Origin of the sequence: Pseudomonas sp. NUPR-001, assembly GCF_052147955.1 — a bacterium.
Classification (GTDB): Bacteria; Pseudomonadota; Gammaproteobacteria; order Pseudomonadales; family Pseudomonadaceae; genus Aquipseudomonas.
On record NZ_CP197353.1, the window covers coordinates 3,253,259 to 3,274,293 of the forward strand.

Genomic DNA, 21,035 nt, shown 5'->3' on the forward strand with positions numbered 1-21,035 from the left:
GAACCTTACCCATGCCCGCCACCACGCCACCCTGCTCTGTTCTTCTGCTCGCTGGCGGTCGTGGCCAGCGCATGGGCGGCCAGGACAAAGGTCTGCTGGAATGGCAGGGCAAACCGCTGATTGCCCATGTGCAAGCCGTGGTGCGGCCTTTGACTGACGACCTGATCATCTCCTGCAACCGTAATCAGACGCAGTACCAACCTTACGCTGATCAACTGGTGAGTGACGCCGAAGCTGACTTTCCCGGGCCGCTGGCCGGAGTACTGGCTGGGCTGGCGGTCGCTCGCCACCCCTGGATGCTGGTGCTGGCCTGCGATGCGCCGATGATCGATCGCCGCCTGGTGCTGGACCTGCTGAGCCAGGCCGATGATCAACAGCAGCCGGTGATGATCCGCCAGAGTGGCTACTGGCAGCCAATGTTCAGCCTGATACCTTGCGCCTTGCGTGGCGAGCTTGAGCGGGCCTGGCAGCAAGGCGACCGCGGCATTCAACGGGCCTTGCTCAAGCACCCGGTGCGGGCGCTTGAGTACCCCGAGGATGACCTGCGCTTGAGTAACTTCAACACGCCAGCGTTTCTGCAGCGCTGACCTACCCTTGTAGGAGCGGGCTTGCCCCGCGATTGCGTTCTGTCAGTCACATCGCTTCGCGGGGCAAGCCCGCTCCTACAACAAGTCCGCTCCTACACTGCCTTCAGCGCAAGCGTGAACGAATGCGCTGACACACGTTGAGCACCTGCTGCACATCACTTTCCACCAGGTCGATCTTGCAGGCCATGTTATTGAAGACCATGGCCGCCTCTTCCTTGAGGGCACGGCCTTTGTCGGTCAGCAACAGGTTACGTCGCCGACGGTCGTTGGGGTCCAGGTAGACGGTGATGAAGCCGTTATCGGCCAGGCGTTTGACAATCGGCGTCAAGGTGCCCAGGTCAAACAGGGTCAACTCACTCAAGGTACTCATCGACACATCGTCCTGACCCCACAATCCGGCCATCACCAGCAACTGCGGATAAGTGATGCCGCGCTGCTTCAAGGGTTCGGCATAATCGCGAACCATGGCGTTGGCCGTCGCGTACAGCGAGAAGCACAGCATTTTGTCGAAGTCGAAGGTAGGGTCAAGCATGCCCGCCCCCCCAGCCCCGCGCAAACGGCTGTAATGTAATTTCGGATTCAATGTGCAAAGACAGATAACTCATGCAGGATTCACGCAAATCGTGGGTAAGACCACTTATTGGTTATGGTGTGACACAGCCGCGCTGATCTCATGGCGCAAGGCCGAAATCGTGGCGCGGTAATCACGTTCAGCGAAGATTGCCGTACCCGCAACGAACATGTCTGCGCCGGCAGCTGCGACCTGACCAATGGTCTGCAGATTGACCCCGCCGTCGACTTCCAGGCGGATGTTTAGGCCACTCTCGTCGATCAGCTTGCGCGCTGCGGCAATCTTGGGCAACACCTGCGGGATGAAACGCTGACCGCCAAAGCCCGGGTTAACCGACATCAACAGGATCAGGTCGAGACGATCGAGCACATACTGGGCAGCCTCCAGGGTGCTGGCCGGGTTGAACACCAGGCCCGCCTTGCAGCCCAGGTCCTTGATCAGCTGAATCGAACGGTCCAGGTGCTGGGTGGCCTCCGGATGGATCGAAATGTAGTCGGCGCCGGCTTCTGCGAAGGCTTGAATCATGCTATCGACCGGGGTCACCATCAGATGCACATCAATCGGTGCGGTGATACCGTGGCTGCGCAACGCCTTGCAGAACTGCGGGCCCATGGTCAGGTTGGGTACATAATGGTTGTCCATCACATCGATATGGATAACATCGGCGCCTGCCGCCAGCACCTGCTCGGCCTCCTCGCCCAGGCGGGCGAAATCTGCCGCCAGAATAGATGGCGCAATCCAGAACTCTTTCACGTACATACTCCGTTATTGATTGACAATGCGTTGTTGCGGGCCCGGATCACTGGCTGCCAGCGCCATATTGAGCTGCTCGATCAACGCGGTGCTCGGGGCATCCAGGTGAAAGTGATGGCCACCGTCGTGCCAATGCACCTGGGTACCCGGGGGCAACGCACTTTTGCGTTTTTCGAATGCGTCGCCAGCGAACAGCCCTTGGCGTCCGAGCATCAGTTGCAGTGGGCAGGTGATCTGTTGCAGGAACTCACAGGCTTGACGCTCCGTCAGTTGCAAGGGTTCTGGCAGCACCAGGCGCGGGTCATGGCGCCAACGGTATCCATGACCGAGGTTGATCAGGTCACGCATCGCCAGCAACCTGGCCCCTTCGGCACTCAGGCTGCCGTCGATGCTGTTGCGCCGCTCACTGATGGCCGTTTCCAGGCTACTGAACTGGGCTTCTTCCGGCCCGCTGAAACCGTGCATACGTGTACGCAGTGCCAGGCGCAGCAAGCGTTGGGACTTGCGCAGGTGCTCGACGGTCTGGCCGTCGTCCACGGTAAAGGGCGCGCCCATGCCATCGATGAACACCATATGCTCGATATTGCGGTTCATCGCCGCCAGAATCGACGCCACACCGCTGCCCATGGAGTGACCCAGCACGCCAAAGCGCTTCCAGCCCAGGCACTCGACCAAGGCATTCATGTCATCGGCGTGTTCCCACAGGTAGTAGCCACTGTCGGCCCGGCGGTGATCAGACCGGCCGTGTCCGGCCAGATCCGGCGCCACCACAAAGCAGTCGTGCAGCCTGGGGGCGATCAGTTCGAAAGACGCGGCATTATCAAGCCAGCCGTGCAGCGCCAACACCGGGCGACCGCCTTCCTTGCCCCAGGTACGCAAGGCAAAGTGGTTGCCGTTGACATCCAGCGACCGGTCGCGACCGCTTCGACCTTGAATCATGGCCCTACCTCCCTCTTCATCCGGCGCGCCCTGGCGCTCATCCGGCAATCATCAGCTGGGCGTTGTGTGCCGAGCGCTGTAACTGCTGCAGGTCGATTTTGCCGTTGGCGGTACGCGGCAGGCTGCTTTCGATACTGATGGACAACGGCACCTTGTGCGGTTCCAGGCCGTGCCGACACTGCTCTAGCAGTTGCCCGGCAGTCAGGCCTACCCCCTGCTCCAGGGTGATGAACGCGCACAACCCTTCGCCGACCGAATCATGCTCGATCCCCACCACGGCGGCGGCTTCCACACCCGCAATGGCATAGAGGAAGTTTTCCACTTCACTGGGGCTGACCTTCATGCCGCGCGACTTGATCATGTGGTCCATGCGCCCGCGAAAATACAGATAGCCATCTTCGTCGAGGCTGCAATAGTCACCGGTGTACAGCACGCTTTCACCCGGATAGCGCCCGGGTTTGAGCTTGAGTGCGGTAGCTGTAGGGTTGCGCCAATAGCCCGCCATGACCGTGGCACCCCGTATGACCAACTGGCCCACCCGATGGGGCTCGTCGATACGCCGGTCCTGCTCGTCGACCAGCCACAACTCGGTGTTGGGAATGGCTATACCAACGCTGCCCGGCTTGCTGTCGATGTCTTCAGGTGGCAGGTAAGTACACCGCTTGCATTCGGTCAGCCCGTACATCGAGAAAATCTGCGCCTGGGGAAACAGCGCTTTCATTTGGGCGATATGCGGTGCCTTGAGCGCTGCGCCGGTGTTGGTCACCATCCGTACATCGGCGAAGACGGCCTCGCGCTTGCGCGCATACTCATGCAGCAAGGTCAGCATGGTTGGCACGAACGGGATCACCGTGATCTGGTACTGGCGGATCTTCTTGATCAGGAAAATCGGCCAGGTGAATTCCTTTTCCAACACCAGGGTGGCCCCGGCGTCGATGGCCATGATCATCTGATACAGGCCGTAGTCGAAGGACAACGGCAACGCGCAGAGCACGTTGTCGTGCTCGTTGTAGCCCAGGTAAGTGTGCAGTGACGCCAACGCCGCCAGCATATTGCGATGCGTGAGCATGACGCCCTTGGGCGCACCGGTAGAGCCGGAGGTGTAGATGATCGCTGCCAGGTCCAGGTCCAGGTTGCCGCTTGGCAGCGGTACACCGGCACCCTGACCGAGCAGGCTCTCGAAGGTCTGGGCCACGGCTGATCCGGCTTCGCCGTCGAGCAGCACGATCTGCCGCAGATGGCTTAGTTCAGCGATGCTGGCCGGCATACTGGCGATTTTATCGGTGGTGGTGATCAACACCGATGCCTCGGCATCACGCACGATATAGTCGAGGCTGTCAGCCGTGGTTTCCAGACCGACATTGACCACTACGCCACCGGCCTTGAGGATGCCCCAAAAAGCACAGACCATCTCAACCCGGTTGCCCAGGCACACCACAACCCGCTCCTGACGCTGCAAGCCATTTGCCTGCAGCCCGGCTGCCAGGCGCGCGCTTGCTTCATCCAGCTGCGCATAGGTATAGGCCTCATCGGCATAGATGATCGCCGGCTTGTCGGGATGCAGGCCATTACGGGTTTCCAGTACGTCCTGCAACAGAACTTCACGCGCTTTCATGTTGCACCTCGAGAGCCTCCACGGATCGTTGCGCCACCCGTGGCTGGCGATGCGCATCGATGTAGCCGGCCAGGGTCGCTACCGTGTTGAAGTGTTTTGGAACGATGGTGTCCGGGTTGACGAAAAACCCTCCTGAATTCATAGAATAAGTGCAACGTTTGAAACGATAGGCAGAGAGTCAGCCACCGGTAGAATCCAGGCTCTCACACCGAAGGATTCAAGCGCAGATGACTACGCATTACCGGCAGCTGACTCAGGGCCAACGTTACCAGATTGAGGCCGGTCTGAGCGCCGGAAAAAGCCAGGCAAGCATCGCGAAACAGGTTGGCGTACATCCCTCGACGATCAGTCGTGAGGTTCGCCGCAACAGCTCCCAGAAGACCTACAAAGCGGTTGCTGCGACCCATGAAAGTGATGCCCGTCGAGCGCAGGCGCGCAAGCACTGCAAGCCATTAACGTGGTTCAGCCATTATCTGCCGCTCTGGCTAAAACACGGTATGAGCCCGGAGCAGATTGCTCAGCGCCTGAAGCAAGAGCAGCCGGAGCGCGCGGTCAGTCACGAGTGGATTTATCGGTTTATCGCCACCGACAAACACGCAGGTGGCGAGTTATACAAGTATTTGCGGCACCGCAGGAAGCTGTACCGAAAACGCTACGGAAGCCACGACCGGCGCGGACAGTTGCGTAATCGCGTATCGATAACCGAGCGCCCTGCTGAGGTCGAAGCCCGCGAGCGTCTAGGTGATTGGGAGGGTGACACGGTGCATGGCGTAGGCGGCAATCTGGTCACGCTGGTTGATCGTAAAAGCGGCTACCTGAGCGCCTATCCGGTCAAGCGCAGGACGCGCCGGCAGGTAACGCGGGCGATCAATCTGTTGCTCAAGGGGCATGCTGTTCACACGCTGACGCTGGATAACGGGAAGGAGTTTGCCGGGCATGAACGCATTGCGCATCGGAGCCAGTGCCAAGTCTTTTTTGCAGAACCCTATTCATCCTGGCAGCGAGGCACTAATGAAAATACCAACGGCCTGCTCCGGCAGTATTTTCCCAAGGGCGGCGACTTCAGCAAGCTGACCGTCGAGGCGGTCAGTCGCGTGGTAACGAAGATCAATTTACGCCCGCGAAAACGCCTGGGCTGGAAGACGCCGTACGAAGTTTATGCAGGGGCGAGCGTTGCACTTATGTGTTGAATTCAGGCCTTCGATTTCGTCTTCCAGGCTGATCAACAGCTCCATGGAGGTCAGCGAGTCCAGCCCCAGGTCGTCACGCAGATGCGAGTCGGCATTGATAAGCGTGCCTTCCGGCAGCTTCAGCACCACGCGCAAAATATCGCTCAACTGACGTTGGGTTGCCGCACACAGATCAGCGTCTGGTTCATTGGCCGTGGCTTTGCTGAGCATCGCTTCAAGCGGTACGTCGGCATGGCTGTCGCGAATGTCCAGGGCCGTCTGGCGCGCACGGACGAGAAACAGCTGGTCGTTGCTGACCACTACCTCGGCCGGATGTCCATGACTATGGAACAGCGTCGGCGAGGCCGAGGGGCCGTAGGCGCCTGAGGCGGTTACGGCCAGCAGGTCGCCCTCCTGCAAGGTTGCCAGGCACACATCCCGGCCCAGCAGATCATCAGGACTACAGAGCGGCCCGGAGACATGGTACTGGCACAGCGGCGCGGCAGAACTGCCTGTCACTTTGACAATATTGAAATTGCGCTTGAGCACCTGTCCGCTGCCTGCCGCTGCACCATGGCAGTTGGTCCCGCCATCGGTGACGGCGAACAGCTTGCCGTGGTTTTCCTTGATGTTGTCGACCGTCACCAGCAACGCGCCGCATTTACCGGCGATGAAGCGCCCGGACTCCAGAATGATGCGGGTTTGCGGGAACTCGTGATGGAAGTCATTGAACAGCGGCGCCAGCAACTGTTTGAGTTCAGCCGTATCCAGCTCTTTTTCGTTTTCGTAATACTTGATACCCAGGCCGCCACCGACATCGACCATACGCATGTCCAACTGGTGGCGCCGGGACAGGTTGCGGAACAGCTCGAGGATGTACGCGGCGTTGTCATACACCGACTGGGCGTCGAGGATCTTGGTGCCGTTGTAGACGTGAATACCCTTGATGCGGATATTGGGCAGCGCCAGGTACTCGGCAAAGTTGGCCACTGCGGTGTCTTCCTGGATGCCGAAATGCGTGGGCCGCCCGCCCATCTTCCAGGGAGAACCTGCCGCCGAGAAGTTCGGATTGATGCGAATGGCGACCGGTGCCTGACACCCGAGCTCCCCAGCCAGGACAGACAACTTGCGCAACTCGCTTTCGGACTCAACCACAATGGCGAACACCCCGACCTCAAGCGCTCGGCGGTGCTCCTCCGGCTTCTTGTACGGGCCTAGCAGAATAATGTCCTGCGGCGCCACACCCGCCTTCAGGGCAATTTCCAGCTCGCCCAGCGAGCAGACTTCCGTGTTGCCACCGTAGGAGCGAATCAACTTCACCAGGGACAGGTTGGGATTCACTTTCAGCGCATAGAAAATGTCGACACAGTCCGGCAGTGCATTGCGCAACTCGTTGTAGCTACTGCGTAGCACTGCCTCGTCATAGAGGTAGGTTGGCGTCCCGAACGTCGCTTTTGCCTGTAGGACGAGTTCCTTTGATAGCTTCATCTGTTGCTCCCGTCGTTCTTATAGTGTCCCGCTCTATTAGTTCTGTTTGCTGACAATGTGTAAGCACCGTCTTACAGACTCATTGGCGGATTGGCTTCATTTTTGATCGCGCTGAACTGACATGACCTTAGGATCAAGGCAAAACTTTGCGCGCAAAGTTTTTCGAAATTCTGCGTCCGGTCAAAGGTGCTGTCAAGGCAAATCCAGCGTCTGCAGGCTGCGGCATAAAAGCACGTCAAGCGGTGCGATGAACGGCAGAACAGAGATATTTCGTCGCACCCTGAGCGGATCAGAGAAGCTTTTCCCCAGTAAATACGGGGCTATTATCTGATCCGCTGTTCTGCCCAGTTTCTGAGCCTGTTTTGAAAGTGGGCAAGTTCCTACAGTCTGCGCCAATGTCCTACCCCTTCCAGGAAGGACGCGCCCTACAGGAACTGTGGAAACTAGCGATGAGCACACATCAACAGGCCCAAGCCTATAACTACAAAGTGGTCCGGCAATTCGTCATCATGACGGTGTTCTGGGGCATCGTCGGCATGGCGATGGGCGTATGGATCGCCTCTCAATTGGTTTGGCCGGAACTCAACCTGGAACTGCCCTGGACCAGCTTTGGCCGTTTACGCCCCTTGCACACCAGCCTGGTGATCTTCGGCTTCGCTGGCAGCGCGCAATTTGCCGCCAGTTACTATGCCGTGCAGCGTACCTGCCAGGTCCGGCTTTACAGCGACAAGCTGGCAGCGTTCACCTTCTGGGGCTGGCAGGCGACCATCGTCATCATGCTGATCAGCCTGCCGCTGGGCCTGACCACCACCAAGGAATACGCCGAGATCGAGTTCACTGGCGCCGTGTGGATGGCCATAGTCTGGGTGGCCTACGGCGTCGTGTTCTTCGCGACCCTGATGCGGCGCAAAGCCAAGCACATCTATGTGGGCAACTGGTTCTTCGGTGCCTTCATCGTGGTGATCGCCATGCTGCACGTGGTGAACCACCTGTCGATTCCGGTCAGCTGGTTCAAGTCCTATCCGGTGTACTCCGGGGCCACCGACGCCATGGTGCAGTGGTGGTATGGCCATAACGCCGTGGGCTTCTTCCTGACCACAGGTTTCCTCGGCATGATGTACTACTTCGTGCCCAAGCAGGTGGGCCGGCCGGTGTACTCCTATCGCCTGTCGATCGTGCACTTCTGGGCATTGATCACCCTGTATATCTGGGCCGGTCCCCACCACTTGCACTACACCGCACTGCCAGATTGGGCGCAGTCGCTGGGCATGGCCATGTCGCTGATCCTTCTGGCACCCAGCTGGGGCGGCATGATCAACGGCATGATGACCCTCTCCGGCGCCTGGCATAAGCTGCGCACCGACCCGATCCTGCGCTTTCTGGTGCTGTCGCTGGCGTTCTACGGGATGTCGACCTTCGAAGGCCCGATGATGGCGATCAAGACGGTCAACGCCTTGTCGCACTACACCGACTGGACCATCGGTCACGTACACGCTGGCGCACTGGGCTGGGTCGCGATGATTACCTTCGGCTCGCTCTACCACATGATCCCGAAAGTCTTCGGCCGCGAGCAGATGCACAGCATCGGCCTGATCAACTTGCATTTCTGGCTGGCGACCATTGGCACCGTGCTGTACATCGCGTCGATGTGGGTCAATGGCATCACCCAGGGGTTGATGTGGCGTGCCACCAACGAAGACGGCACCCTCACCTACTCCTTTGTCGAGGCACTGGTGGCCAGCCACCCGGGCTTCCTGGTGCGCTTTATTGGCGGCGTGTTCTTCCTCACCGGCATGTTGCTGATGGCCTACAACACCTGGCGCACCGTGCGCGTGGCGGATGAAAAAATGGCGCTGGCCAACGCTCGTCTGGCCTGAGGAGAACGACATGGACAGCTGGATGTACGCAGTGTATTGCCTGACCGGCGTGGTGTTCTTCTATCTGGTGACCAGCGCCTGCCTGCGCGACCATAGCCAGGAAGTGGATGAGCACGTCAGCCTGCTGCCCTTTGCCGATGATCCGGCAGTGGCGCAGCGGGTCGAGCAAGCCATTGGTAAACCGGTGCCGGCAGCCAGGCCGGATGCGGCACTCGAGGTCTGAAGTTGCAGAGTAAATCGGGCGCCGCAGCGCCCGTTTACTCTTCTAGCTGAGGGAAATTGCGACAACTCTTGCGCTCAGCCAGCTCCCGCTCACTGGGACGCTGATCGACAAATACGGCATGACCGTCCTTGTAGATCTCCAGGTAGCCCCAGTGCAAATCTTCCTCGCGCTGACCGGGCTTGGGCGGTTCGCGCCACCAGGGTTCTCGACTGATCAGTTCCATGGCCAGGCTCCGCGCTGAACGATCAGTTCACTATAGCCACTGACTGTACGGTGGGGTGGGCTTGTTGTAGGAGCGGGCTTGCCCCGCGATTCGTTATACCTGACACACCGCAATCGCGGGGCAAGCCCGCTCCCACAGCAAGCCCGCTCCTACTGGCTGCCCAAAGCCATTAGAATGGGCAACCTTTCCCCAACGGCAATCTCCATGGATATCGAGCTGGCCCGCACGTTCCTTGAAATCGTCCGCACCGGCAGCCTGGTGGCTGCCGCCGAACGCTTGCATGTCACCCAGACGGCAATCAGCGCCCGGGTGCAAAAGCTCGAGCAACAGTTGTCGTGTCAGTTGCTTATCCGTAGCCGCAGTGGTGCCAGCCTCACCGCCGATGGTGAAGCGTTCGTGGTGTATGCCAATCAACTGGTGCAAACCTGGGAAGCCGCACGCCGCGACCTGCCGCTGCCCGAAGGCTGCCATCAGGTGCTGCATATCGGCGGCGAAGTCAGCCTGGGTAACCCAATGCTGCTCGACTGGGTCAGTGCGCTGCACCGCAGCATGCCCAGCCACGCCATTCGCAGCGAAGTCAGCGATGGCGAATCATTGCTGCACAAACTGGAAATGGGCGTGCTCGACGCCGTGCTGGTGTATCAGCCTACCTACGGTCCGGGCCTGCAGGTTGAACAGCTGATGGAAGAAAAGCTCATCCGCATCCGCCGCAAAGATAAACCCGAACCTTACATTTACATCGACTGGGGCCAGGCGTTCCGTCGTCAGCACGATGCGGCCCTGCCCGAATGCGCGCGTCCGGCCTTGAGCTTCAACCTCGGGCCACTGGCGCTGCAGTTCATTCTGGAGAACGGTGGCAGCGGCTACTTTCGCACCCGTGTGGTCCAGAGCTACCTGGACAGCGGCATCTTCGAGCGCGTGCCCCAGGCACCGGAATTCACCTATCCCACTTATCTGGTGCATGCCCGCGAGCGCGACAGCGAAGCCTTGCAGCAGGCCTTCAGGGTCTTGCGCCAGTTGGTTGCCGACGGTGACAGCGACTGGTCACAACGCTGGGACCCGGTGATCTGAGCTTGCTGCGGCGTTGAGCAAGTGGCGCTTGAGCCCGGCAATCAAGTCAGTCTGGGTAATCACCCCGACCAATTGCGCCCCCTCCAGCACCGGCAGGCAATGCAAGCCCTGCTCGCTGAGCAGCGGGATCAACGTCACGGCAAGCGCATCACTGCGTACGCTGATCACCGGTCGACTCATGATCTGCCCGACCTGCACCTGGCGGCGACGCCACAGCCCACGCCAACTCAAGCGCCCCTGGGCCATCGCCGCGGTAAGCAAATCGCTGAGCGTCACGATGCCCACCAACTGGTGCGCCTCATCCAGCACCGGCAGGGCTTTGAGGTGGTGGCCCGACACCAACTGCCAGGCCTGCTGTAATGAGGTGTCAGGGCGAACCTGTTGTACATCCCGCGACATCACTGAGGCTGCGGTGATCCCGCCAAGGCTGCGCTGCAACGCATGCTGCTCAGTGGCCAGGATGATCCGTTCCAGCTCATCGCGGGTAATGTCGACAAACTCGCCCAACTCCTCCAGCGCCTGATCCAGGTCCGTGGCACTGATGCCCACCCGCTCACTCGGCAGGGCATCGGAGGTATGGTGCAAGTCCTTGCGCGGCGCAGCGGTCTTTGGGTAACGCACCCCGGTCAGGCGGTTGTAGACCACTGCCACCGCCAGCAGTACCAAAGCGTTGAGCAGAATCGGCTCAAACACCCGGTCTCCCAGCGCCGAGAGCGTTGAATCAGCCAACACCACACTGACCGCCACACCGCCACCCGGTGGGTGCAGGCACCGCAGCACACACATCACCACCAATGCCACCCCCAGCGCCAGTGCTGCCACCCACAGCGCCGAACCGAACCAGTGGTGCAGCACCAACCCTACCACCGTTGCACAGGCATAGCTGCCAACAAACGGCCAAGGCTGTGCCAGTGCTCCGGAATGTACGGCAAACAGCAATACCGCCGAAGCCGCCAACGGGCCAAGCAAATGCAGCGCTACAGCAGCACCAAAGAAGTAGCTGCAGGCCGTGCCTGCCAGAAACAGGCCGAGCAACACACCACAGCCTGCGCGCAACCATTCTTTCGGAGGGATATTCAGCGGGGCCGGCAATAGCCGGGCAAACCCTTTATTCAGACGGCGGGAAAACATGGGGAGACGTACTACCTGGCAGTAAAAAAATGCCCGGCCCCCAAGGGCCAGGCGGAGTATCGCAAACGCAATACCTAATGGGCTCCGTCCATGGAGATGGAATGCTTTGGAATATTTTGAAACATGCGTGGATTGTGCCGGGCAAGCGCAACGAGGTGGTAATTCAAAAAACTGCAGTGTGAATGCAATTTTTTTGCAGCATCGGCCCAACAGCCACCCTGGAAATCTGCTTTCACTCGAGCAAAGCCAGCATAATTAGCGGTTTGATCGGAAAGGACGCCTACCATGCAGCGCATCGTCATTCTGGGTAATGCCGGAAGCGGTAAATCAACCTTGGCGCGAGCCCTGGGCCAACAGCTGAACCTGCCCGTCGTGCACCTGGATCGTTTGTTCTGGGAGCCCGGCTGGAAAGAACCCGACCCACAACAATTCCGCGCGCGCGTTAGCGACGCTGTGTCATCAGACGCCTGGGTGTGCGAAGGCAACTACGCTCGGCGCACCTTTGACTTGCGCCTGCCTCGAGCGCAGTTGGTCATCTGGCTGGATACGCCACGGATCACCTGCTTTGCCCGGGTGATCGTGCGCAGTCTGTTGAACCGACCGCGCCCAGACCTGGCGGTCGGCTGCAGCGAGAAACTCGACAAGGCGTTCCTGACCTTCCTCAAATTTGTGTGGACCTTTGATCGTGCCTATCGCCCTGGTATCGAAGCCACGCGTACGGCTGCAGGGCCGCAGGTTCCGGTCATCCACTTGCGCGGAACGCGGCAAATTGCAGCGTTCGTACAAGGGCTGGCAGTTCCCGCCGCACAACACCCGTCGCGTGTCCTGTAGAGGCGACAGCCCCGACAACTCAGGTGAAAGGTATTATCCCTTCAACATCAGCCAACGCCAGGTTTCCTCGGTACACCGCCAATAACTCACGTGAACTGCCGCGCGCCGCTTCCATCTGGATTTTTCGACCTATCAAGCGCTGTGACCAGATTTTGAGATGTCCTTTGACAAACTGCCGTGCCGGAACCATTGCATCTTTATAGTGGAAATGCGCCTCCCAAATGACCCTGCCCTGCTCGTTATGGCGTGACGGCACACGCCGGATCTCATAGACATCCAGATAATCGTTGGCCGCAAGCTCTTTTCGGCTGACGGTATGCTTAATGGCTATTTTGTTTTCTTTGAACAGAAACCGAAGACTGGCCGCCGTAGGATGACTGGTGGTCAGGTGGTAACTGCTCAATAGATCCGTTTGGGTGTCGCCCAGGCGTTTGATGGCATCGCTTAACTGCGTGTCGAACTCACTGGCGATGCCGGCACTTTCCAAGGCTGTACTTGCTTCCTTGAGTTGTTCAACGTGTCCTTCGATAACCGATTGCATGCCAATCGGCTCATTGTTCCCGATGTACTGCTTGGCCAATTTGAGAATGGATTCTACCTGGCCAAGTGCGGCGCGAGCACTCGCTCTTGCGGCGCCCACATCCCTGGAGTCAGGGGCTGGCTGGACTTCAACCGCAGGCTCCTCGACCTGTTCAACCCCCTCCTCGTTGAACGTCTTCAGCACCTTTTTGCCGCTGGAGTCCTTCTGCTGCACAACACTAACGCCATCAACCTCCACCTCTTCGGCGATAACGCTACGTCCCTTACTGGTTTTAACAACCCGATGCTTACCCGTTCGGCGCGAATACACATGAGGTTTAGGTACAACAGGATCAGAAAACTCCGACTCACGTATCGCCTGAGCAAGATCATCCTCTGCCGACGCAATTAACGTATTCAGGGTGTCCTGGTACTGTTTCAGTGGCTCAACTCTAATAGCCGCACCACCTGTCTCACTCAGGTACATCGCGTTACCCTGGAAGGCTTCATAAACTTTCAGTGTGCTGGTCAAGACGCTGATCCGGTCTGCTACCGGCAACTCCAGCGCTGCCAACTGACCATGAGCGGTGCCCGAACTGTCCAGTTCTGCGCTCCACAACTTTTTGTGGTACTGCAGCAAAACTTCTTCATCAACTTCGGCTTTGCGATTGATACACAGTTCGGCCAGATCTTCGAGCAGGCCCAATTGCAAGTCGTTATGAGTGAGTCGGCGCTGCGCAATGTAGTCTGTCAACTGCGCTGACTTGCTTCTTTTCGGCTGTCCTGGTTTCGGGGTAAAAACGATGTCGTTATCTTTTATCGTGTCAACCAATAGCCAGTCCAGTTGCTTCGATACCCAAACAATATCAGACCTCAGCGCCACAACCTTCTCAACCAATGAGTTGACGAAGTCGTAATGCCTGATTTCTTGGTCAGTGATTGGCCGAGCAACCATCTCATCGAGCAGCGGATTCACACCGAGGGAATTAATGTGGTAGGCCTCATCGTTGTAAAGGGCTACACAATCCTCTATCAACTCTTGACGAAGCGAACTGCGCTGTATTTTCGCAAAGCTGAACAACTCGTGCCGCGCGTACTTCAGCTGAACCATCTCGGTCAGTCCCCGATCGAGCTTCAGGGTTATCTTTATCAACTCTTTACAGTCTTCCAAGACCTGGTACTCGGCAGCCGTGAGATCTGCCTGAGCGGCAGCAATCTTTCGGTCGAACGCCAGAATCAAGCTGGCACCGGCCGCAGTGTCTGGAACTTTTCCCCGCTGCGCTTTTAGATTTTCAACGTGCTTTACTCGACTGATACGCACGCTTTTACTCAGTTCGAAACCATCAGCAATACGGTTTCGCTCGCCAATCATGGTCACATTCTGTGCGTTCAGCTCAGCAAACGCTTTGATGTTCGCTTCTCTGGCCTGGTCCGATCGCCGTTTCGGCCCACCACCGAGCAAGCGCAATCCGGCGTCGATGTGCCATTGCCCGTCCTCCCGGCGCAACCAGGGTCCCTGTTCGCCTTCAGCGCCAATCACCCGTATACCTTGCGCCGATAGCTCTACGCGATAGATGTCACTGGCCAGCTTCGCATAGTGATGACCATCAACTTCATACAAGCCACGGGCCTCCCCGGACGTGAGCGCCTGCAAGCCGTTCAAAGAAACGCCCGAACGCATGCCGGACAGCGCTTGGCGTTGCTGCTCCGGCAGGCTGTTGAGCCCATGCCCGTTGCGCCAGGAGAAGTCCAGCGGCAGGTCTTGACGCGTGGCCAACGAACCCGCCAGGCCTAGCTTTCCTTGTTCCGGCACCAGGTTGCTGATTTCGAACCCAGGACTTTGCGGCGCAGCGCCGTTAAACAATGCAGCACCGGGCAAGCGGCTGACCACTGGCGGCTCCACACGGGGAAGACTCAGATGGAACAGGGCCATAGCGAAGTTCATAACGATATCGATCACAGCGGCTATCTTGTCGGATTGGCTGCCATGCTCCAGGGCCGCGTTGTCACCCTTCAATCCCTGAATCGCCTGCACCAGCCAAACGACGCCCGCCACCGGCCCGCTCAGAACCAGGGTAGTCACGTTGAACAACAACCAGGCACCTTGAACCACCACCGCCCAACGACTCTCGGCATTGGAAACAGACTGGCGATCGGCCAACTCGACCAGGAAATTACGATTGGCTTTATACAGCTTGGCATCGACGTCCAGGCGCCAGAACTGCGTCGCCAAGCTGATTGGCTTGACCGGCTCCGGCTGAATCGAGCTGTCAATGATCGGTCGCCCCAGATGCGGTTCATGAAAACCACCGTACTCATACACAGGGCGAGCCTCTGGCTGCAGCCACTCAAGGACACTGTCCTGTAGTGGCCCTGCCTCCGCTATCGCCTCCATCAACGCCTCAAGCGAAGCGAATTCCATCAGGGTACTGCTGCTGTACAACGGCCTGTACAACAACACCAACGCCGGCTGCACCGAATAAAACACGTACATGACGCTGACCAAATCAGATTGGCTGTCTGAGGGTTCACGCTTGAATGCCAGCGGCATCATCATAATGGCCGGCACCTGCGGGTCTATGTTGCCATGGCAGTAATCAACGGCGCACTGCAAGCCCGCATCGCTCAGGGTTCCGGCCAACTTCGCACTCAGTGCACTGAACATCAACGAACAGCGCCATTCCCGCGAAAAGTTGCTGACCCGCTGCTCACGCGTCAGCGGGTCGTCCAGTTTGTCGGCCACGTATCTCGGATAGTTTGCGCCGATGTCGACCTGTTCGATCAGCTTCATCACATAGTCGTGGTTCATCCACTCCATGATCAGTTGGCCAGTGCGATGCTCGATCGAGTGCAATACTGCGCCTTTGAGCGAGCTGAGATTGCCAATGGCAAACTCGGTCAAGGTCATGCGCTTGGTTTCCAGCATGCCGCCGCCAACACCGGCGCCTGCCCCACCTGGATTCGCCTCGGCGTACCAGAATGTCAGGATCAGATCGTCAGGGAAGTAGTTGGCATCCACCGGGTGCTCGGCCAGCAACTGCGCTCTCAGGCGTTGACTGGCATAGCTATGCAGGTCGAGAATTTCTTCGGGCATCTCGGCATCGTTGAACTCGGCCTGCGCCAAGGCCAGTTCAAACAGCGCGCGTTGATAGGCGAAGCTGTCCGCCGCCGAAGCACTTCTCAAACCCGGTGGCAGGATAATCTTGGCAGTACTGACGTGGGTATACCCTTCGATGAACCATTGCGACGGGTCGGTGAGCGCCGCATACAGCTGCTCCATGGCCTGGACATCGGCCACTTGCGAGAGACGCAGTTGCTGCATTGCCTCAAGCATGCCGTTAAGCAACAACGCGGTTTGCTGAGCGAACGCATCCCCTTCCAGCTCATAGCGATTCCAGCGCATCGAATCGAACCGATACTGGCTGCCCATTTCCTCGCACAGGGCCTGGGCAAAATCATCGAACGAGTCAAAGCACTTCACCACGCTCGACGGTGAACACCACAACACTACCGTGCGCTCATCCCACTCACCGTGCAGCAGCAAGTTTGGCAGCAGGCGCGAATGGCTTTGCCCCTCGGCCTCGAGCTGCACCTCCACGACAAACACAGTGGGGCGCTCTCGGCCGCCCTTGAGCAGCCCATACACACAGGCTCTTTGTTGGGCATCCAGGTCGTGCAGTGGCAGGTTCTGCAACAGTGCCGCTTTCAGGGTTTGCTGCAGCCAGCGATCGCGGCTGACACCTGAACTGGAGTTGCCTTGCCAGTATTCAACCTGGGCCTGCTGGAAGTGGAATGGCAGCTCCTGCAGCAGGTCATTGAATGCCTGCGTGGTGTCTGGCAACTCAATGTACTCAAAGCCATCGCTGCCCTTGAAGCGGTAAGGTTCAGGAAAACTCAGGCCGTAAAGCTGGTCGTGGATTTTCTCCAGACTCAACGGCTTTCCATCCAGCACGGCCTGCATGACGCGGTCCATCAGCGATACTGGCGTGAAAGTATATTGAGCCGTGGGCACCATCAAGTGCAGAAGCTCGGCGTCGTTGAGTGGCGGATGCACGGTGGCAAGATTGGGATGACGCTCGACAAAAAACTGCAGCACTTTCTGCCCGACCAGCTTGCGTAGGGTAGGACGGCTGGCGAACTGCAACGCCACGGCGCGTTTGAAGTCCTTGGCGGGAGGTGGGGTGACTTGGCTGTTCATGAACGTGAGGCTCCTGACTGAGGGTAAGGGCTCACGCTATCCAGCTGCACACGGACAGCGACGGTACATATTGCTGGCCAACACATTCTGAGAAAAATCGGCCTGGGTGGGTGGCAACTGTCTTTATCATCCAGTGTGGGAGCGGGCTTGCCCCGCGATAGCGAACTGCCTGGCACACCGCTTTCGCGGGGCAAGCCCGCTCCTACAGGTGGTCCACCGGGGATCTGTCACCAGTATTGGGGGTAGACAGCGGAAATCCCCCACTCCCCACTTTTCCGCCTCAGAAACAATTAGAAACATCCCATTAATAATCCTCAGCTTTTATTTTCCTGCTGGCACATGGCCCAGCAGTTGCTTCTGCCCCTTCAACGCAGCAGCTGCCGCCCCTACCGGGTCGGCAGGTTTCGCCGTTTCGGCATGACGCGAGGGGAAAGTAATGAAAAACGTTACACGAGGGGTCGCTTCACGAAACCACTTGTGGGGGCCGGGCATGGCCTCCATTCTGTTAATTGCCTCCAGCCTTAACTCCGTCAATGCCGCCCCACTCGACGATTTCGGCCCACCGCCGGCGACCGACCCTTCGGCGTTCAACAACCCACCCGACGATCCCAAGGCCGCGCTTGAAGCGTTGAAAACCTTGCCAGAGGCCAATCAAGGCGCACTGGCGCTGCCCAATGGGGTGTTCGGCGACCGCAATACACCACGGGCCGACAACGTGCTGCCGCCGGCCGCGCAGACCTCGTTCAACTTCCCCACCAATGGCAAGCCCAGCCCGCTGTTCGGCGCCCTGCCCTACACCCAACAATTGTTACTGTTCGAAGAGTTCGGCACGGAAAAGCTCGATCCGACCCTGCCAGTGCCACCCCTAACCTTTCCGGTCCCCACCGTCGGCCCTGCGCCGCAACAGGACCCGAACAGCGTTGCCCGCAGTGCGCCGTCAAACGCGGCCCTGGACGCGTTCATGCGCCAACCCGGCTTGTATCCATTCCCGTCTGAGTTTTCCAATGTACTGGATCGCAACCCCTGGAAAGCGCAAATCGAGTTCTTCCTCAACCGTCAGCCGGTGGGGTCGCCCGCCGAAGGCCGGCCACCAGGAAAAGGCTGGTCGCACCAACGCTGGAACGAGTTCTTCCCTCAGGTCGATTTCAAAACCGCGCAAACCGGCGCGCGGCTGAACCTTGGCTTGCGTGACCGCGGGCAACTGCACAAATACGCAGTCGGCGAGTTCGGCCCGGGCGGGCTCTATTACCAGACCTCGGACATCCCGACCACCACCGGCACCACCCGCGGTATCGACACGCGCTTTCACCCCAACATGCCACTGCAAAATCACAATTCGCTGTGGACCTTCGACGGCACCTTTCCACCAAAACTGTTGATGGCCCGCTACGGTCAGCCGTTGCTGATGCGCCACTACAACGCGTTGCCGATCGACCCGTCAGCCAACGCCGGATTCGGCCTGCACACCATCAGTACCCACGAGCACAACGGTCACTCGCCTGCCGAGAGTGATGGCTACACCAATGCGTTTTTCTTTCCAGGGCAGTACTACGATTACCGCTGGCCACTGCAACTGGCCGGCTATGACACCATCAACACCGACGCCCATGACCCGCGTGCGGCGTTCCCCTGCGCACCGGGCGAAACACTCTTCGTCAACGACAAGAGCCCGGGCCTGAAGACCTGTGACAATGGCAGCATCAAAATTCGCGGCGACTGGCGCGAAACCATGAGCACCCACTGGTTCCACGACCACATGCTCGATTTCACCGCGCAGAACGTCTACAAAGGCAATGCGGTGATGATGAACTACTACAGCGCCCTGGATCGCGGCAACGAAGCCCTCGACGATGGCGTCAACCTGCGCCTGCCCAGCGGCTCGGCATTGCCTTGGGGCAACCGCGACTACGACGTGAACCTGGTCATCGCCGACAAGGCCTGGGACGAAAACGGCCAGTTGTGGTTCAACCCGTTCAACACCGACGGCTTTCTTGGCGACCAGATCCTGGTCAACTGGCAGTATCAGCCACGCTTGAAAGTGCGCGCGCGCAGCTATCGCTTTCGCATCCTCAATGGTTCGGTGTCGCGCTACTTCAGGCTGGCCCTGGTGCGTGAAATCAGCGGCAACGGCGGCGAGTTTCCCGGCCCATCGGGCTCAGGTGTGTCTTACACGCGCGTGCCATTCCACCTGATCGCCAACGACGGCAACTTGATGGAGCACACGGTGCCGTTCGACGGCAGTATCGACCTGGACGGCGATGGCGACCGGCAGAATCACAACGCCATCCTGCCGACCCAAGGCATCGCCGAACGCTTTGACATCATCGTCAACTTCGCCAAGAACGGGATCAAAGTTGGCGACAAGCTGTATTTCGTCAACCTGATGGAACACAAAACCGGCAAAGGCCCGGAGAAAAACCCTCTGAGCCTGGCGGATGTGCTGTCGGAGAAGTACAAAGCGGTGATCAAGCAGACCAGCAAAGGCCCGCAGTGGGACAAGGGGGATCCGGCGGTGGGTAAGTTCATGCAACTGCTGGTGCAGCCTTACACCGGGCAAGACCTGAGCATGAACCCGGCCGACTACGAGCCAGCAAAACCGGGCAAGCCAGCGGGTAAAACGATGATCCCCCTGACGCTGGACCGTGACGACCCTGCGGTGCAGGCCAAGCTCAAGGTGGCACGGCATCGCGAATACATTTTCGGTCGTTCCGATGGCACCGACGAGGCGCCATGGACAATCAAGACCGACGGTGGCGTAGGCTACAACATGGACCCGCGACGTATCAGCGCGGCCCCGCAATTGGCCAACGGCCCGACCGATGCCGGGTTTGCCGGTGAAGGCACGCTGGAGGTGTGGAATATCAAAAACGGTGGCAACGGCTGGAACCACCCTGTGCATGTGCACTTCGAAGAAGGCATCATCCTCAACCGCGACGGCAAGGCGCCACCGGAATGGGAAAAGTGGGCACGCAAGGACGTCTACCGCATCGGTGAAGGCATCGACAGTTCCGTTGATGTGGAAATGGCGATTCGCTTCCGGGAATTTGCCGGGACCTACATGGAGCATTGCCACAACACCCAGCACGAAGACACCTCGATGCTGCTGCGTTGGGATGTCGAACATCCGGGGCAGTTTCAGTTGATGCCAACCCCGTTGCCGGGCTGGGACGGTGTTACCTACGTCAACTCTGCCGCGTTGCCAACGTTCCGCACCGGTGATCGGGTTGATGACAACCAGGGCGATAACAAAAAACCGCTGGCCAACCCCGACAGTGCCGTCAGCAACAACGGTCAGCCGCTGGTCATTAATGTACTGGCCAACGACACCGACCCCGACGGTAACCTGCCGCTCAAGGTCGTGGACCTGACCCAGCCGGACTCCGGCCAGGGAACCACCAGCACCGATGGCGTGCGCGTCACCTACACGCCACCGCCCAGCGTCCCGGCGCCGTTTACTGCGACCTTCACCTACAACGCCAGTGACGCCAAGGATGCGGTCTCGGAGAAGCCGGCCACGGTGTCGGTGGCGGTCAGTGCCGCGGCGGTCAATGAAGAACTGGTGGTCAGCAGCGCAACGGTGACCGCGCGCAGCAACAACCGCTACACCTGGGACCTGGCCGGTACAACGTCACAAGCGGCGGGCAATACGATCAGCGTGACGGCCTCGACCACCGGCGGGCCGGTGAGCCTCGGTAGCGCTACGTTAAGCCCGACTGGCAGTGGAGCACGCTGGCGAGTCTCGGTCACCACCACCGGCAACGCCCCGACAGCGAGCCCGACGGTGACCGTCAGCTCGTCGCTCGGGACGAAAGTGACTGCGCCGGTGGGGGTTCGCTAGGG

16 protein-coding genes are annotated in these 21,035 nt (G+C 59.1%); 7 read left to right on the forward strand and 9 right to left on the reverse strand.

Annotation, left to right across the window (positions count from 1 at the left end; translation table 11 throughout):
* The first annotated feature begins 11 nt into the window (after nucleotides 1-11).
* A complete protein-coding gene (gene mobA, locus ACP6KB_RS14550) occupies nucleotides 12-587 on the forward strand; it encodes a molybdenum cofactor guanylyltransferase MobA (RefSeq protein ID WP_442107579.1) in 576 nt (191 codons plus the stop codon).
* Between the two features lie 103 nt (nucleotides 588-690).
* Here mobA and ACP6KB_RS14555 read toward each other — a convergent pair whose 3' ends face one another.
* The 5 genes from ACP6KB_RS14555 to ACP6KB_RS14575 form a co-directional block, all read right to left on the reverse strand.
* On the reverse strand, nucleotides 691-1,119 hold the full coding sequence (locus tag ACP6KB_RS14555) for a MarR family winged helix-turn-helix transcriptional regulator (protein ID WP_442107581.1): 429 nt from the start codon (nucleotides 1,117-1,119) through the stop codon (nucleotides 691-693).
* A gap of 105 nt (nucleotides 1,120-1,224) precedes the next feature.
* Nucleotides 1,225-1,911 (reverse strand): ribulose-phosphate 3-epimerase, encoded by a 687-nt coding sequence (gene rpe / locus ACP6KB_RS14560; protein ID WP_442107583.1) that lies wholly within the window; start codon nucleotides 1,909-1,911, stop codon nucleotides 1,225-1,227.
* Nucleotides 1,912-1,923: 12 nt separating this feature from the next.
* Nucleotides 1,924-2,850, reverse strand: a complete 927-nt coding sequence (locus tag ACP6KB_RS14565) for an alpha/beta fold hydrolase (protein WP_442107585.1) — start codon at nucleotides 2,848-2,850, stop codon at nucleotides 1,924-1,926.
* Between the two features lie 37 nt (nucleotides 2,851-2,887).
* Nucleotides 2,888-4,465 carry a class I adenylate-forming enzyme family protein gene (locus ACP6KB_RS14570; RefSeq protein ID WP_442107587.1) on the reverse strand — a complete coding sequence of 526 codons (1,578 nt, stop codon included), beginning with the start codon at nucleotides 4,463-4,465 and terminating at the stop codon, nucleotides 2,888-2,890.
* Nucleotides 4,452-4,607: a hypothetical protein gene (locus ACP6KB_RS14575; RefSeq protein ID WP_442107589.1), complete on the reverse strand. Its 156-nt coding sequence runs from the start codon at nucleotides 4,605-4,607 to the stop codon at nucleotides 4,452-4,454. The genes ACP6KB_RS14570 and ACP6KB_RS14575 overlap by 14 nt, the downstream gene beginning before the upstream one ends.
* Nucleotides 4,608-4,692: 85 nt before the next feature.
* Here ACP6KB_RS14575 and ACP6KB_RS14580 point away from each other — a divergent pair, with 85 nt between their 5' ends.
* Entirely contained in the window at nucleotides 4,693-5,655 is a 963-nt protein-coding gene (locus ACP6KB_RS14580; RefSeq protein ID WP_442107591.1) for an IS30-like element ISPsme1 family transposase, read from the forward strand.
* On the opposite strand, the gene lysA is transcribed toward ACP6KB_RS14580, so the two are convergent.
* Nucleotides 5,578-7,122, reverse strand: a complete 1,545-nt coding sequence (gene lysA, locus ACP6KB_RS14585) for a diaminopimelate decarboxylase (protein WP_442107593.1) — start codon at nucleotides 7,120-7,122, stop codon at nucleotides 5,578-5,580. The genes ACP6KB_RS14580 and lysA overlap by 78 nt on opposite strands.
* Nucleotides 7,123-7,571: 449 nt before the next feature.
* Between lysA and ccoN the strand changes: the two genes are divergently transcribed.
* Nucleotides 7,572-8,999 carry a cytochrome-c oxidase, cbb3-type subunit I gene (gene ccoN, locus ACP6KB_RS14590; RefSeq protein WP_442107594.1) on the forward strand — a complete coding sequence of 476 codons (1,428 nt, stop codon included), beginning with the start codon at nucleotides 7,572-7,574 and terminating at the stop codon, nucleotides 8,997-8,999.
* A 10-nt stretch (nucleotides 9,000-9,009) separates the two neighbouring features.
* Nucleotides 9,010-9,222 (forward strand): cbb3-type cytochrome c oxidase subunit 3, encoded by a 213-nt coding sequence (locus ACP6KB_RS14595; protein WP_442107596.1) that lies wholly within the window; start codon nucleotides 9,010-9,012, stop codon nucleotides 9,220-9,222.
* Between the two features lie 34 nt (nucleotides 9,223-9,256).
* Here ACP6KB_RS14595 and ACP6KB_RS14600 read toward each other — a convergent pair whose 3' ends face one another.
* Nucleotides 9,257-9,445: a hypothetical protein gene (locus tag ACP6KB_RS14600; RefSeq protein WP_442107598.1), complete on the reverse strand. Its 189-nt coding sequence runs from the start codon at nucleotides 9,443-9,445 to the stop codon at nucleotides 9,257-9,259.
* Between the two features lie 204 nt (nucleotides 9,446-9,649).
* Here ACP6KB_RS14600 and ACP6KB_RS14605 point away from each other — a divergent pair, with 204 nt between their 5' ends.
* The gene (locus ACP6KB_RS14605) at nucleotides 9,650-10,516 is read left to right on the forward strand and encodes a LysR family transcriptional regulator (RefSeq protein WP_442114312.1); all 867 of its coding nucleotides are present in this window, start codon (nucleotides 9,650-9,652) and stop codon (nucleotides 10,514-10,516) included.
* On the opposite strand, the gene ACP6KB_RS14610 is transcribed toward ACP6KB_RS14605, so the two are convergent.
* On the reverse strand, nucleotides 10,490-11,647 hold the full coding sequence (locus tag ACP6KB_RS14610; protein ID WP_442107600.1) for an HPP family protein: 1,158 nt from the start codon (nucleotides 11,645-11,647) through the stop codon (nucleotides 10,490-10,492). The genes ACP6KB_RS14605 and ACP6KB_RS14610 overlap by 27 nt on opposite strands.
* Nucleotides 11,648-11,932: 285 nt before the next feature.
* Here ACP6KB_RS14610 and ACP6KB_RS14615 point away from each other — a divergent pair, with 285 nt between their 5' ends.
* On the forward strand, nucleotides 11,933-12,478 hold the full coding sequence (locus tag ACP6KB_RS14615; RefSeq protein WP_442107602.1) for an AAA family ATPase: 546 nt from the start codon (nucleotides 11,933-11,935) through the stop codon (nucleotides 12,476-12,478).
* Between the two features lie 19 nt (nucleotides 12,479-12,497).
* Here the strand turns inward: ACP6KB_RS14615 and ACP6KB_RS14620 are convergent, their stop codons facing one another.
* Nucleotides 12,498-17,195 (reverse strand): dermonecrotic toxin domain-containing protein, encoded by a 4,698-nt coding sequence (locus ACP6KB_RS14620; protein ID WP_442107604.1) that lies wholly within the window; start codon nucleotides 17,193-17,195, stop codon nucleotides 12,498-12,500.
* Nucleotides 17,196-17,685: 490 nt separating this feature from the next.
* Between ACP6KB_RS14620 and ACP6KB_RS14625 the strand changes: the two genes are divergently transcribed.
* Nucleotides 17,686-21,033, forward strand: a complete 3,348-nt coding sequence (locus ACP6KB_RS14625) for an Ig-like domain-containing protein (RefSeq protein ID WP_442107606.1) — start codon at nucleotides 17,686-17,688, stop codon at nucleotides 21,031-21,033.
* Nucleotides 21,034-21,035: the final 2 nt, after the last annotated feature.

Excerpts from the sequence above, each read along its gene's own strand:
- mobA (WP_442107579.1), top strand. The coding sequence starts at position 12 with ATGCCCGCCACCACGCCACCCTGCTCTGTTCTTCTGCTCGCTGGCGGT.
- ACP6KB_RS14555 (WP_442107581.1), bottom strand. The coding sequence starts at position 1,119 with ATGCTTGACCCTACCTTCGACTTCGACAAAATGCTGTGCTTCTCGCTG.
- ACP6KB_RS14565 (WP_442107585.1), bottom strand. The coding sequence starts at position 2,850 with ATGATTCAAGGTCGAAGCGGTCGCGACCGGTCGCTGGATGTCAACGGC.
- ACP6KB_RS14570 (WP_442107587.1), bottom strand. The coding sequence starts at position 4,465 with ATGAAAGCGCGTGAAGTTCTGTTGCAGGACGTACTGGAAACCCGTAAT.
- ACP6KB_RS14575 (WP_442107589.1), bottom strand. The coding sequence starts at position 4,607 with ATGAATTCAGGAGGGTTTTTCGTCAACCCGGACACCATCGTTCCAAAA.
- ACP6KB_RS14580 (WP_442107591.1), top strand. The coding sequence starts at position 4,693 with ATGACTACGCATTACCGGCAGCTGACTCAGGGCCAACGTTACCAGATT.
- lysA (WP_442107593.1), bottom strand. The coding sequence starts at position 7,122 with ATGAAGCTATCAAAGGAACTCGTCCTACAGGCAAAAGCGACGTTCGGG.
- ccoN (WP_442107594.1), top strand. The coding sequence starts at position 7,572 with ATGAGCACACATCAACAGGCCCAAGCCTATAACTACAAAGTGGTCCGG.
- ACP6KB_RS14595 (WP_442107596.1), top strand. The coding sequence starts at position 9,010 with ATGGACAGCTGGATGTACGCAGTGTATTGCCTGACCGGCGTGGTGTTC.
- ACP6KB_RS14600 (WP_442107598.1), bottom strand. The coding sequence starts at position 9,445 with ATGGAACTGATCAGTCGAGAACCCTGGTGGCGCGAACCGCCCAAGCCC.
- ACP6KB_RS14605 (WP_442114312.1), top strand. The coding sequence starts at position 9,650 with ATGGATATCGAGCTGGCCCGCACGTTCCTTGAAATCGTCCGCACCGGC.
- ACP6KB_RS14610 (WP_442107600.1), bottom strand. The coding sequence starts at position 11,647 with ATGTTTTCCCGCCGTCTGAATAAAGGGTTTGCCCGGCTATTGCCGGCC.
- ACP6KB_RS14615 (WP_442107602.1), top strand. The coding sequence starts at position 11,933 with ATGCAGCGCATCGTCATTCTGGGTAATGCCGGAAGCGGTAAATCAACC.
- ACP6KB_RS14620 (WP_442107604.1), bottom strand. The coding sequence starts at position 17,195 with ATGAACAGCCAAGTCACCCCACCTCCCGCCAAGGACTTCAAACGCGCC.
- ACP6KB_RS14625 (WP_442107606.1), top strand. The coding sequence starts at position 17,686 with ATGGCCTCCATTCTGTTAATTGCCTCCAGCCTTAACTCCGTCAATGCC.